General features: G+C 45.1%; 10 protein-coding genes. 3 read left to right on the top strand and 7 right to left on the bottom strand.

The genetic code is table 11. The features are described 5' to 3' along the window. Nucleotides 1-23: 23 nt before the first annotated feature. Both V1225_RS02850 and hutH read right to left on the bottom strand, forming a co-directional pair. Nucleotides 24-2,048 carry a urocanate hydratase gene (locus tag V1225_RS02850; RefSeq protein WP_338547543.1) on the bottom strand — a complete coding sequence of 675 codons (2,025 nt, stop codon included), beginning with the start codon at nucleotides 2,046-2,048 and terminating at the stop codon, nucleotides 24-26. 15 nt (nucleotides 2,049-2,063) lie between these two features. Next, nucleotides 2,064-3,605 (bottom strand): histidine ammonia-lyase, encoded by a 1,542-nt coding sequence (gene hutH / locus V1225_RS02845; RefSeq protein ID WP_338547542.1) that lies wholly within the window; start codon nucleotides 3,603-3,605, stop codon nucleotides 2,064-2,066. 424 nt (nucleotides 3,606-4,029) lie between these two features. Between hutH and V1225_RS02840 the strand changes: the two genes are divergently transcribed. Then, the gene (locus V1225_RS02840; RefSeq protein ID WP_338547541.1) at nucleotides 4,030-5,553 is read left to right on the top strand and encodes a L,D-transpeptidase; all 1,524 of its coding nucleotides are present in this window, start codon (nucleotides 4,030-4,032) and stop codon (nucleotides 5,551-5,553) included. Nucleotides 5,554-5,644: 91 nt separating this feature from the next. Then, a complete protein-coding gene (locus V1225_RS02835) occupies nucleotides 5,645-6,235 on the top strand; it encodes a VanZ family protein (RefSeq protein WP_161908830.1) in 591 nt (196 codons plus the stop codon). A gap of 333 nt (nucleotides 6,236-6,568) precedes the next feature. Here V1225_RS02835 and ppdK read toward each other — a convergent pair whose 3' ends face one another. After that, nucleotides 6,569-9,196 carry a pyruvate, phosphate dikinase gene (ppdK, locus tag V1225_RS02830; RefSeq protein WP_338547540.1) on the bottom strand — a complete coding sequence of 876 codons (2,628 nt, stop codon included), beginning with the start codon at nucleotides 9,194-9,196 and terminating at the stop codon, nucleotides 6,569-6,571. Nucleotides 9,197-9,471: 275 nt separating this feature from the next. Here ppdK and V1225_RS02825 point away from each other — a divergent pair, with 275 nt between their 5' ends. Continuing rightward, nucleotides 9,472-10,488, top strand: coding sequence for a hypothetical protein (locus V1225_RS02825; protein WP_338547539.1), 1,017 nt, complete (start codon nucleotides 9,472-9,474; stop codon nucleotides 10,486-10,488). A 46-nt stretch (nucleotides 10,489-10,534) separates the two neighbouring features. On the opposite strand, the gene hisD is transcribed toward V1225_RS02825, so the two are convergent. The 4 genes from hisD to rpsF all read right to left on the bottom strand — a co-directional run bounded on the left by hisD (nucleotide 10,535) and on the right by rpsF (nucleotide 13,074). After that, entirely contained in the window at nucleotides 10,535-11,794 is a 1,260-nt protein-coding gene (hisD, locus tag V1225_RS02820) for a histidinol dehydrogenase (RefSeq protein WP_338547538.1), read from the bottom strand. Nucleotides 11,795-12,064: 270 nt separating this feature from the next. Further along, a complete protein-coding gene (rpsR, locus tag V1225_RS02815) occupies nucleotides 12,065-12,298 on the bottom strand; it encodes a 30S ribosomal protein S18 (protein WP_160201059.1) in 234 nt (77 codons plus the stop codon). An 18-nt stretch (nucleotides 12,299-12,316) separates the two neighbouring features. Then, on the bottom strand, nucleotides 12,317-12,769 hold the full coding sequence (locus V1225_RS02810; protein WP_160201058.1) for a single-stranded DNA-binding protein: 453 nt from the start codon (nucleotides 12,767-12,769) through the stop codon (nucleotides 12,317-12,319). Between the two features lie 17 nt (nucleotides 12,770-12,786). Then, on the bottom strand, nucleotides 12,787-13,074 hold the full coding sequence (gene rpsF, locus V1225_RS02805; protein ID WP_161908826.1) for a 30S ribosomal protein S6: 288 nt from the start codon (nucleotides 13,072-13,074) through the stop codon (nucleotides 12,787-12,789). Nucleotides 13,075-13,098 lie beyond the last annotated feature (24 nt).

The following is a 13,098-nucleotide window of genomic DNA, read 5'->3' as shown; positions in this document are numbered from 1 at the left end:
CCGATTCTCACGATTATCCCGATTTATTTCACAAACTTATCAACTGTCGCTTCCACCAGCGCATCGTCAGCAAGGAACGGAATGGTGATATGTCCTTTTCCGGCGTAGTTCTTGTTGTATTCGATGGAAGTAGTCAGTGCGTTTTCGTTTCTCGCCCAGTTTCTTCTGGCAACACCGCCCATGACGTCCCACATCATAGCAGATTTGATAATTTCGTCCACTCTTTCAGAGCCGTCAAGAAGCAGTCCGAAACCGCCGTTGATGGCTTTTCCGATGCCTACACCGCCGCCATTGTGCAGTGCACAAAGAGACATACCTCTAGCTGCATTTCCTGCAAAGCATTGCACTGCCATGTCTGCCATGACATTGGAGCCATCCTTGATATTGGAAGTCTCTCTGAATGGGGAATCGGTACCGGATACGTCATGGTGATCTCTTCCTATCATAATAGGACCGCACTTGCCTTCGCGCACCAGCTTATTAAATGCTAGCGCAATATCCCTTCTGCCTTCTGCATCCTGATAAAGGATTCTCGCCTGGGTTCCAACGACCAGTTTGTTCTTCTTTGCATCGCGAATCCAAACCCAGTTGTCTCTGTCCTGGGCTCTTCTTTCCGGATTGATGCAGTCCATCGCCGCCTTGTCGGTTGCGTCGAGATCCTCCGGTTTTCCAGACAGGCAAACCCATCTGAACGGACCATAGCCGTAGTCAAAGAGTACCGGTCCCATGATATCCTCTACATAGGAAGGCCAGATAAAGCCGTCTTTGTCATCGTAACCATTCTTGGAAATTTCCTTGATACCTGCGTCGTACATAGCTTTCATAAAGGAATTGCCGTAGTCAAAGAAATAGGTTCCTTTTTCGGTCAGCGCCTTGATTGCCTTGTAATGTCTGTGGAGTGTCTTGTCAACTTCTTTGCAGAACCTGTCTCGATCCTCATGGAGCAGCTTTGTTCTTTCTTCAAAGGTCATGCCCACCGGGCAGTAGCCGCCGTTATATACGTTGTGACAGCTGGTCTGATCTGACAGCAAATCAATGTGAAAATCCTTTGCGGCAGCAGCTTCCAGGAGGTCTACGATATTACCGTGATAAGCGATGGAAATGCTTTCTTTTGCCGCAATTTTCTCGTTGGCCAGCTTGAAAATCTCGTCAATGTCGTCCATGATAACGTCAACCCATCCCTGGTCGTGCCGAGTGACAATTCTAGAATAGTCCACTTCCGCAAAAATGCCTACGGCATTTGCAATATTAGCAGCCTTCGGCTGTGCGCCGCTCATGCCGCCAAGCCCTGAGGACACGAAGGTATGCCCCTGTAAGTCCCCCTGCTCTGCCACACCCAGATATTTTCTGCCTGCATTTAAAATGGTGTTAAATGTACCGTGAACGATACCCTGCGGTCCGATATACATCCAGCCGCCTGCAGTCATCTGCCCGTAGTTGGCAACGCCCATTTCCTCGGCAATTTCCCAATCGTCCAGATTGTCATACATACCAATCATCATGGAGTTGGTGATAATAACCCTCGGCGCTTCCGGTTTGGACGGGAACAGTCCCAGTGGATGCCCCGATTCTACAACCAGGGTCTGGTCTTCGGTCAACTCTTCCAGGTATTTCTTAATCAGTCTGTACTGCAGCCAATTCTGGCAAACCTGACCAGTTTCGCCGTAAGTAACCAGTTCATATGGGTAAAGAGCAACCTCAAAGTCCAAATTGTTTTCAATCATGACCTGAAACGCTTTTCCTGCCAGGCACTTGCCCTTGTATTCGTGAATCGGCTTTCCGTAAAGTCTGCCCTCCGGTCTGTATCTATACGCATAGATTCTACCGCGGGTTGTCAGCTCCTCCATAAATTCCGGCGCCAACTTTTCGTGCAGTTCCTCCGGCACATAGCGCAGCGCATTTTTCAGCGCAATCTTAGTCTGCTCCTTGGTCAATCTGAATCCTCTGTCCGGTGCTCTTCTGATTCCTTCCGCAAAAGCCGGATAATCTGGATATTCATTTCCCAGTCTGATAGTCATAGCCCCTTCAATGGTCTTGTTATCTAACATGCTTTTCCCCTCCATCTATTTCAAAGTTACTACTTTTTCCACTACTTCAAGCAGGCTGTTATCCTTCACCATCTGCTCAAATTTTGCAAGTTCATCATGCATGATGACGTCTTCCTCAATCGGCTCGGAAATGGTTCTAATGTAATCGTAAGCCTCTCTGGTTGCCGGCGCCAGGTTGTCGATACTGCTTTCGCCGATTTCCTGTCTCAGCCAGATGCCCTGTGCCGCCGCTGCGATTTCAATACTGAGCACTTTCTGTGCATTGTCGAGCACCATCGCTGCGGTTCTTGCAGAGGTCGTTCCCATAGACACATGATCTTCCTGATTACCGGAGGACGGAATGGAATCCACACAGGCCGGATGGTCGTAAACTTTGTTCTCGGAAACCATGGAAGCCGCTGCATACTGGGCAATCATAAAGCCGGAACAAACGCCGCCATGCTTAGTGAGGAAGCCCGGAAGTCCCTCCGAAAGCGCTGGGTTAATCAATCTTTCCGCTCTTCTTTCAGAAACATCGGCAAGCTCGGAAATCGCCATCTTCATAAAGTCAAATGCCAGTGCCATTGGCTGACCGTGGAAGTTTCCACCAGAAATGACTTCGTCTTCATCAGGAAATACGATCGGATTATCCGTCACCGCATTAATCTCTCTGGAAACCGCATCATACACGTACTGTAGCGCGTCTCTGGAAGCCCCGTGAATCTGCGGAATGCAGCGAAGAGAATATGGATCCTGCACCTTAGTCGGCTGTACCTCCATAGCATTCTTGCTGCCATCGAGCAGGGTAAGCAAATTCTCCGCTGTAATTTTCTGCCCCTGATGTCCCCGCACATCCTGCACTTTATGGTCATACGCCTTAGTAATTCCGTGTAGCGCCTCTGCTGTCATGGCAGTGGCAAGATCTGCCACTTTCAAAAGATTCATTGCGTCCCAAAGCACGTTAACACCAACTGCTGTCATCATCTGGGTTCCGTTGTTCAGGGCAAGCCCCTCTTTGGCTGCCAGTTCCACAGGCGTAATGCCTTCTGCCACCATGGCATCCTTTGCGTCAACGATTTCCCCCTTATATTCCACTTTTCCAAGTCCAATCAGACCCAGCGCAATGTGAGAAAGCGGTGCAAGATCGCCCGAAGCGCCCAAAGAGCCTTTCCTTGGAATCACCGGATGAATGCCTGCATTCAGCATATCCAGCATAGTTTGAATGGTGGACAGTCTGATGCCGGAATTTCCCCTCGATAATGCGTTACAGCGCAGCAGCATAGCTGCTCTTACATACTCCCTCGGATAGGGCTCTCCAAAAGTGCAAGTGTGGCTGATAATCAGATTGCGTTGTAAGTCTGTCGTCTCCTCTTTAGAAATCAGCACGTTGGAAAATTTACCAAACCCGGTAGTCAAACCATAAATCACTGCGCCCTCATCCAGCTTTCGCTCGATGAAAGCCCGTGCCTTGTTGACTGCCTCCTTCGCCTGTGGTTCGATTTCAACTTTTTCATTTCCGCGGCATACGCGAATAACCTCTTCTACCGTAAGGTCACGTCCGTTAATCAAAACTGCCATCTTCTCACTCCTATCTTTCATTATAATTATTCTAATTTTAGTATTAATATGCTTTTCTTGACTCCTATTTTTTGTATCCCTATTATACAGTTTTTTTGCTCTGCGCGCTACTCTTTTTTGTCAAAAAGCATTGATTTTTTCAGCTTTTTCTTCATTTTTTATGTAATTATTTTCCATAAAACGTATATATTTTTTCACGTTATTCCTTTAAAGTTGTATCCCTTTACTATGTATATTTATTAAATTCAGAATCTTGATTCTTTATTTCCGTTGAAAAATCAGGCATAAGAAAAGGTACTACTGTCCTTTTCCCTTCCGTTCAGAAAAAAAAGAAGAATTCTTGGGAAATTCTTTAGAAAATTTCATATTTATACAGAAAAAAACGTGCTATACTATAGTCACTGATTAAATTGGGAGGCAAAATATGATTAGAGAAAAAAAGGGAATTGGTATTTTGCTCGCTGTGCTTTTTACCATGGCAGTGCTATGCTTTACAGTCTCAGATGCTCACGCTAGCACCTATACAGGCAAATACTGGCTCAAAGTCAACGAACAGCAAAACGTTATAACGGCTTACAAAAAAATTGACGGCAAATGGAAGCCGATTCGCGCCATGCTCTGTTCTACCGGTCTTGGCGGCACTACGCCCAAAGGGACTTTTTACACGCAGGGGAGATGGAACTGGGGTGAACTGATGAACGATGTGTATGGACAGTACTGCACCCACATCACCGATGACATTCTATTCCACTCCGTTTACTATACAGAACGCTTTGACAAGGCTTCGCAGGTCACCAGCCAGTTCAACATGCTGGGGCAGTCCGCATCCCACGGCTGCGTACGCCTTTCCGTCGTCGATGCCAAGTGGATTTATTACACCTGCAAAATCGGCACCAAGGTGACCATTTATCGCAGTGATAACCCGGGTCCGCTGGGAAAGCCTGCACCGATTAAGGTTTACACCGGTCGCTATAAATACTGGGATCCTACAGACCCGGACCCCGCCAATCCGTACTATATTATAGACGCGCCAACCATCAGAGTTTCTTCAAAAAAAACTCTGACGGTGCAATACGGCAAGAAAAATTATGACCCGAAAAGCTACGTCTATGCGGAGGATCCGAATACCTTTATGAACTTAAAGGGTTTCATCAAGGTTTCCAAGGTGGAGCGTTACTCTTCCAAGAAAGGAAAATATGTCAGCGATACTTTTTCCACAAACAAATTGGGAACTTATAAGATCACCTACACCGTCACTGCTCCTTACGGAAAAAGCGCCAGCACCACCGTGAAAATCAAAGTCGTGGACAATTTAAAAGCGCCCGTCATTTCCGGCGCAAAGAGCAGGACCGTCACTTGGGGCGATAAAAACGCTGTAAAAGGTGTCACCGCAAAGCAGGCTTCCGCCATCCGCACCAGTGCCATGAAGGTCTACATCAAAGCGCCCGGCGCAAAGAAATACAAGATCTATTCCTACCGGGACGCAAAGAATTACCGGTTTGCAAAGACCGGCAAATACTCGGTAAAATACATCGTCAAAAATAAATACGCCCCTTATAAAGCGGCGAAAAAGGTCATTACAATCACTTCTAAAAAAGGGGCAGTCAACAATGACCCACAGTTGACGCTGCCGCCGGCGTTTAACGCTGCTCTTGTCGGTACAGACGGCAGTTGCAATACACCTTTAGCCGTACAGCCCCGCATATCGACCGATCTTATCACCGGAATCAGCGCTGTTCATAACGGTAAAGATGTGACATCAAAGCTGAAAATTGCAATTAAAGGTCCTTCTGATGCTGATTTCCAACCAGTGACTGCCGAAGAAGCCGCAGCATGGATTTTCGACTGCGAAGGTGAATATCAAATTAAATACTCGGTGAAAAATGCTTATACCCCTTACCAAACAGTAAGTAAGATTGTGCTGGTGAAAGTTGGAGGCTGCTCTTGAAGCTACCTCCTTTTTGACTTTTTTCTGTACGTTCCATCCAATATATATTAAAATATTGATATCATATTTTTTAGGAAAGAAAGGCTTTTTTATGAACCTTAAAAAACTTCCAACCATTGCCATAGTCAGTATCGTTCCCGGTTATCTTATGCACTACTACCTATTCTGTGAACTTCTTACTCGATTTGTATCAACCGGCAATCCACTGTATTTTCCTGCCATGTGGTTTTCACTTTTCTTCTGTATCGCATGTTTTTCAGCATTAGGTTACATCGTGCTTTATCACAAAATACCGAGATATTTATATTTTTCGTTAATAGCCCTTTACGCTGTACTTCTTTTTATCACCCTTTTCGGTCGCTCCGCACTCCATGCCGAATATATTTGGAATCCAGCAGACTCTTTTGCGGCATTGGGCGAGCCGGAAATGAAACTGCAAAGTCTATTAAATTTTCTTTGCTTTGTTCCTATGGGCTATTTCTTTAGGAAAATAAAATTCCCACTCATGATTTGCAGCGCCATCTTCCTGTCTTTTGCGTTGGAGCTTTTACAAGCACTTACTGCGCGAGGATTCTTTGACACCTTTGATATTATTCTGTATGTCGCAGGAATCACTGCCGGCTATGGAGTAACAAAACTGCTAAAGCTAGAGTTGTTGGTTGAATCAAAAATGAAATCTTAACCCAAACAGCAAATTCTTTCTAAAAATGTATAAGTCCATCATCTCTCACACTCAAATTTCCTATGAACCGCGCCATATACGCCAAAAATTTGGGGAAATTTTGCATATAACGCAAGTTTTTCGCCCGCAATTTCGAGATAATCCGTTTCACTGACAACACTCTTATACATTTTTATAGCGTTTTCTATAATCTCGGTTAAGAATCGGGGAAGCTCTTATACATATTTTAAGGAAAAATTGTCTATAGGTTAAACACCAAGCCAGTGCACAATGATAAAACAAGAGCCCTAAAGATTCTGTTCTTCAGGACTCTTGCCTATTACCAATTCATATTTATTTTTCAACATCTTTAATTGCTGCCTGCGCTGCCGCAATTCTTGCAATCGGCACGCGGTAAGGGGAGCAGGAAACGTAGTCAAGTCCTGTTCTGTGGCAGAACTCAATACTTCTCGGATCCCCGCCGTGTTCACCGCAAATACCCAGTTTAATATTCGGGCGGGTCTGCCTTCCTTTTTCCACTGCCATCTGCACCAGCAAACCTACACCGTCCTGGTCAATAGTCTGGAACGGGTCGTCAGGCAGAATCCCTTTATCCACGTATTCTTTAATCAGCTTTCCTGTATCGTCACGGGAGAAACCAAAAGTCATTTGGGTCAGATCGTTGGTTCCAAAAGAGAAAAATTCTGCTTCTTCCGCAATCTCATCTGCTGTCAAAGCAGCTCTTGGCACTTCAATCATGGTACCGATGTGGTATTTCATCTGACTGCCTGCTTCTTCTCTACAAGCGTCAGCGGTCTTTACGACAGTCGCTTTTACATCAGCGATTTCTGCCTTGCTTCCTACCAGCGGAATCATGATTTCAGGTACGATATCTACGCCTTTCTCCGCAGAAACTTCAATGGCTGCTTCCATAATAGCACGAGTCTGCATTTCTGCGATTTCCGGATAGGTCACTGCAAGTCTGCAGCCGCGATGTCCCAGCATCGGGTTGAACTCGTGAAGCTCACTGGCTGCCTGCGCCAGCTTTTCATACGGAATGCCGGTATGAGCTGCCAGTTCTCTGGTGTCTTCCTCGGTCTGCGGCAGGAACTCGTGAAGCGGCGGATCTAAAAGACGAATGGTCACCGGCTTATCCTCCATCACTTCATACATGCCCATAAAATCAGACTTCTGGAACGGCAGAAGTTTTGCCAGTGCAGTTCTTCTTTCTTCCTCAGTTTCCGCCAAAATCATCTGGCGAATTGCCGGAATTCTTTCTTCTTCAAAGAACATATGCTCCGTTCTACAAAGACCAATTCCCTCTGCGCCAAACGCCAATGCTTGCGCTGCATCTTTCGGATTGTCCGCATTGGTGCGAACCTTTAACTTGCGGATTTCATCTGCCCAACTCATAATCATTCCAAAATCTCCGGAAAGTTCTGGCTGAACAGTTGCAATCTGCCCTCTATATACAGTACCAGTAGATCCGTTTAGAGAAATATAGTCGCCTTCCTCCAAACGATCATCTCCGATTGTCAAAGTTTTACCTGATTCATCTACGATGATTTCAGAGCAGCCTGCAACACAGCATTTACCCATGCCTCTGGCTACAACTGCCGCATGGCTGGTCATACCGCCTCTGGCAGTCAAAATTCCCTCTGCCGCAACCATACCAGCAAGATCTTCCGGAGAAGTTTCCTGTCTAACAAGAATGGCTTTTTCACCGGACTCTACAGCTGCCTCTGCGTCAGAGGCTGTGAAATAAATTTTTCCCGTCGCTGCGCCAGGTGAAGCAGGAAGACCCTTTGCCAGTACTTCTGCCGTTTTTTCAGCCTTTGTGTCAAAGGTCGGATGCAGCAATTGATCAATCTGCGCGGGGTCAATGCGCTCTACGGCTGTCTCTTTGGCAATCAGCCCTTCATCCACCATATCAACCGCCACTTTGATTGCAGAAACCGCCGTTCTCTTTGCCGCTCTGGTCTGCAGCATAAATAGCTTACCTCTTTCTACAGTAAACTCCATATCCTGCATGTCTTTATAGTGTTTTTCCAGTATCTCTGCGATACGTTCAAAATCTTTGTATACTTCAGGGAATGCCTCAGCCATTTCTGCAATCGGTTTCGGGGTACGGATTCCTGCAACCACATCTTCGCCCTGAGCATTCACAAGAAATTCTCCGTAAAGCTGATTGTTTCCGGTTGCCGGATCTCTGGTGAAGGCTACACCTGTACCGGAGGTGTCTCCCATGTTACCAAATACCATGGACTGCACGTTGACTGCAGTGCCCAGCTTATCGGAAATTCTGTTGAGCTTTCTGTAAAGAATCGCTCTATCGTTGTTCCAGGAACGGAATACCGCCTTGATTGCCTCCATCAGCTGATCTTTTGGCTCCTGCGGAAAATCTCTGCCTACAGCTTTTTTTACCAGCGCTTTATAGCCAACGATGATTTCTTTCAAATCGTCAGTGGTTAAATCTACGTCAAAGGCCGCGCCTACCTTTTCTTTCTGTCCATCAAAGATGACATCGAACTCACTCTTTGGAATTTCCAGCACAACGTCGCCAAACATCTGAATAAAACGGCGATAGCTATCATAAGCAAAACGATCGTTTTCTGTCAGTTTTGCCAGACTTTCCACAGTTTCGTCGTTGAGACCCAGATTCAGGATCGTATCCATCATGCCGGGCATGGAGAAAACAGAGCCAGAGCGAACAGAAACCAGCAGCGGATTCTCTTTGTCACCAAACTTTTTCTCAGTGACTGCTTCCAGTTCCGCCAGTTTCTCATAAATTTCCCCGATGATATCTTCGCCAATCATCTGATTTTCTTCGTAGTACCGGGTGCAGGCTTCAGTCGTTACCGTAAACCCGTAGGGAACTGGCAGTCCAATTCTGGTCATTTCCGCCAGATTCGCGCCTTTACCACCCAAAAGACTTCTCATGTCCTTGGACCCTTCACTGAATGAATAAACAAATTTTCCCATATGTTTTCCTTTCCCGCGTACTATCTCTTAATCTCCTCGACGCATTATAAATATTTACCTACATTCTAATCTTTGTATAAAGCAAAGACAATAGATTTCCCAAAAGTTTTTAGAAAAGAAAGAAATTTTAATTTTAACTTTAAAAAGGAAATACTTATTATCCATATATTAACATTTTATCCTTATAAAGGAATTTCTTCTTGCCACTGATTGATTTTTGGAATATAATAGAAATACAGTAATAATATCCCATTAATATAGAACGGAGGAAGTAAATGACAGAAAATAAGCTGCTGACAGCAGCTGAACCTAAGAGAACTTATCAAGACAGTATCTTTCGCATGCTGTTTTCAGAAAAAGAAAATGCCATCGAACTTTTTAATGCACTGGAAGGGACTGACTATGGACCCGATACTGAAGTGAGATTTTTGACCTTAGATGACGTCATCTATCATGGCATTAAAAATGACCTTAGCTATGAGATTGCAGTTGCATATCTGGTATTTGGAGAACAGCAGAGTACTATATCTGCTAATATTCCACTCCGTATGCTCCGCTATTTGGCGAATAACATCGCAATACTACTAGACAATAGAACGTTTTTCAGACAGGGGCAGGTAAAAATCCCGACACCACAGTTTTTCGTTATCTACACGGGAAGCGAGCCATGGGACGTGGACGAACTGAGATTATCATCCAGCTTCATGGGGGAGCCAAAGGAAAATTCCGTAGAATTAGTAGTAAAAGTCATCAAAGTGGTGTACAATGAAGGAGAAGAAGAGGAAGCGGAGAAAAATCCTGTATTGCAGAAAAGTACCAAGCTGAGAGAATATGGAATGTTCGTTAGGTATGTGAAAGAAGGGCTTTCTGCAGGAAAGGACAGAAAAGAAGCAGTAGGCGCTGCCGTAGAACGCTGCCTCAAGGAAAACATCTTAGTGAATTTTTTAAGAGCTCATAGCGCGGAGGTGGAGAAGATGGCATGGCGGAGCATAACCATGGAAGAATTCATAGAGATTAGAGCAGAAGAAGCTGCGGAGATTGCTGCAGAGAAAGCCACAAAAGAAACCACGGAGAGGGTGACCAGGGAAGTGACCGAAGAAGTCACTAAAGAAGTCACTAAAGAGGTCACTAAAGAGGTCACTAAAAAAACCTTGGAACAGACCACACTCTCCAATATCCAATCTCTAATTAAAAATCTTCACTTAGACCTTGAACAGGTCATGGACTGCTTGGATATCCCCCAAACGGAGAAGCCAAAATATCGTAATTTAATTAACACGATAAATAACTAAAGCAAAACGCTGAGACGAGCCGTACTCTCTCAGCGTTTTATATTTTCTATGCTCTAGCCTCTGCTGCCTTTGCATGACCTTCCAACCCTTCTCCATATGCCATTCTAGCAACTAGCGGTGCAATTTTCTTCGACGCTTCGAGACTCATACTCTGGTGCGTACAGGTTTTTAGGAAAGTACCTACCCAGACGCCGCCAGTATAACGTGCTGCTTTTACTGTCGGCAGCGTATGATTGGTACCTGATGCATAGTCACCAAAGACCTCCGCTGTATTGCCACCGATAAATAAGGAGCCATAATTATACAAATCCTCTATAATCTCATCTGGATTTTCAATATTGACCTCTAAGTGTTCCGGCGCATAATCATTGGATATCGCCACAGCTTCCGCCAATGTATCTACAATTACAACTTCACCGTAGTCATCCCAGGATTTTTTTGCAATGCCTGAAGTAGAAAGGATTTTCAGTTCTGCCTCTACATCTTCGATGACCTGTTTGCCAAAGGCTTCATCGGTGGTTACCAGAATACCCTTAGCATTGGGATCATGCTCCGCCTGTGCCAAAAGATCGGCAGCGATAGTCTTGCTATCTGCTTTCGCATCTGCAATGACAAGAACTTCACTAGGTCCTGCTACAAAGTCAATTCCAATCTGTCCGTAACACTGGCGCTTTGCTTCTGTTACATAGCGATTGCCTGGTCCTACAATCATGTCCACCGGTTTGATTTCTTCTGTACCGTATGAGAACGCAGCAACAGCCTGCGCCCCGCCTACTGCATAAATTTCATCTGCGCCTGCAAGATCCATAGCAACCAGCGTTTTGTAGTGAATCCTCGAAGTACCTTTTACTGTCGGTGAACATGCTGCAACCCGCTTCACGCCTGCCACTTTTGCAGGGGTAATCAACATCAGCGCAGTGGAGTAAAGAGGATAGCCACCGCCTGGCACATAACAGCAGCAGGATGTAACGGGAATAATTCTGTGCCCCAGATAAATCCCCGGCTGTGGACTGAAATTCTCTAATTCTGTCACAGTTCCTCTCTGTGCCGCTGCAAATTTTTCTATATTAGACTTTGCCATGCGAAGATCTGAGAGTTCCTGCTCTGTTATCTGTTCATAAGCCTCTTCAATTTCCTCTCTGCTGATTCGCAGCATCTGTCTATGGCAGTCATCAAATTTCTCGTTATATTCATGAAGCGCCGTATCACCGCGCTGGCATACATCGTCTATAATCGCAGTTACACCATCTCGTAAAGTCCGGTTATCTTCTGCGGTTCTCTCTTTGGATTTCTTCAAAATTTTCATCTTAAATACACCTCTTGTCATTTATTACATTAACATATTAAAGCACCCACCTGTCTGTTGTCAAGAGGATTCACAATAAAACTGTAGTAGCTCCTTCGATTCTACCAACGCCAACTTCGCCGCTTTTTTTCTTTATTTTTGCGTTGCCCCTATGCAAAACTCTCAAAAAAAATCTTTCAAATTGGCGTCATGCAATCTTACTTGTCTTTAACAGGCTTTCTGATATAAAGAAACAGGAGCCTGGTCGGCTCCTGTATGGCTCTTTTTAAATTAGTCTGCAACGTAAGGCAGTAATGCAACGATTCTTGCTCTTTTGATTGCAGTGGTAACTTCTCTCTGATGTACAGCGCAAGTTCCAGTGATTCTCTTAGGCAGGATTTTGCCTCTCTCAGTGATATACTTCTTGAGTTTTTCTGTATCCTTGAAATCGATTACTTCTGTCTTATCAGCGCAGAACTGGCATACTTTCTTTCTTCTCATGCCACCACGTCTTCTATCCATCATGGTTCTTATCTCCTTTCCTTAGAATGGAACGTCTTCATCAATTGCCTGGAATGAATCCGGCATCTCTTCCGGCATGCTGCTGGCAGCCGGCTGATTGTTATAGCCTGAAGAAGCGTTCTGTCTCGGTGCGAAATTACCGCTGCTCTGCGGTCTGTCGCCCCACTCTAAAAATTCTACTCTGTCTGCCACAACATCGGTTGTGTAAACAGTGACGCCGTCCTTGTTCTGATAGCTTCCGGTCTGGATTCTACCCTGAACGCCGACTAATCTGCCCTTTGCCAGATACTTCTCACAGTTCTCTGCCTGTTTGCCAAAAACGGTCACGCGAGGAAAATCTGTCTGCTTCTCTCCGCCTGCTCTTACAGGTCTGTCAATAGCAACGGTAAAGGTTGCAACTGCCATCTGTGTGCTTGCAGTATATCTGACTTCCGGGTCACGGGTAAGTCTTCCGATTAGAACTACACTATTCATTAACTACACCCCATTCCTTATTTTGCGTCTTTGTTGATGATGATGTGTCTCATTACATCGTCGGAAATTCTCAGTCTTCTGTCAAGTTCCTTAGGTAATTCTGTGCTTGCTGCGAATTCGATTACAACGTAGTAGCCTTCGTTCTTCTTCTGAATCGGATAAGCAAGCTTTCTCATGCCCCAAGTGTCTACTTTCTGAACTTCTCCGTCAGCTGCAATGATACCCTGTACCTTCTCAACTGTAGCTTCCTTCTTAGCATCTTCTAAAGTAGGATCGATAATGAACATAACTTCATAATTTGTCATTGGTTTCACCTCCCTATGGACTAA

This window comes from Emergencia sp. JLR.KK010 (genome assembly GCF_037018265.1).
Taxonomy (GTDB): domain Bacteria; phylum Bacillota; class Clostridia; order Peptostreptococcales; family Anaerovoracaceae; genus Senimuribacter; species Senimuribacter intestinalis.
Note: the sequence above shows the minus strand (reverse complement) of the source record. Positions and strands in the feature narration are given on the sequence as shown.

Excerpts from the sequence above, each read along its gene's own strand:
- V1225_RS02850 (WP_338547543.1), bottom strand. The coding sequence starts at position 2,048 with ATGTTAGATAACAAGACCATTGAAGGGGCTATGACTATCAGACTGGGA.
- hutH (WP_338547542.1), bottom strand. The coding sequence starts at position 3,605 with ATGGCAGTTTTGATTAACGGACGTGACCTTACGGTAGAAGAGGTTATT.
- V1225_RS02840 (WP_338547541.1), top strand. The coding sequence starts at position 4,030 with ATGATTAGAGAAAAAAAGGGAATTGGTATTTTGCTCGCTGTGCTTTTT.
- V1225_RS02835 (WP_161908830.1), top strand. The coding sequence starts at position 5,645 with ATGAACCTTAAAAAACTTCCAACCATTGCCATAGTCAGTATCGTTCCC.
- ppdK (WP_338547540.1), bottom strand. The coding sequence starts at position 9,196 with ATGGGAAAATTTGTTTATTCATTCAGTGAAGGGTCCAAGGACATGAGA.
- V1225_RS02825 (WP_338547539.1), top strand. The coding sequence starts at position 9,472 with ATGACAGAAAATAAGCTGCTGACAGCAGCTGAACCTAAGAGAACTTAT.
- hisD (WP_338547538.1), bottom strand. The coding sequence starts at position 11,794 with ATGAAAATTTTGAAGAAATCCAAAGAGAGAACCGCAGAAGATAACCGG.
- rpsR (WP_160201059.1), bottom strand. The coding sequence starts at position 12,298 with ATGATGGATAGAAGACGTGGTGGCATGAGAAGAAAGAAAGTATGCCAG.
- V1225_RS02810 (WP_160201058.1), bottom strand. The coding sequence starts at position 12,769 with ATGAATAGTGTAGTTCTAATCGGAAGACTTACCCGTGACCCGGAAGTC.
- rpsF (WP_161908826.1), bottom strand. The coding sequence starts at position 13,074 with ATGACAAATTATGAAGTTATGTTCATTATCGATCCTACTTTAGAAGAT.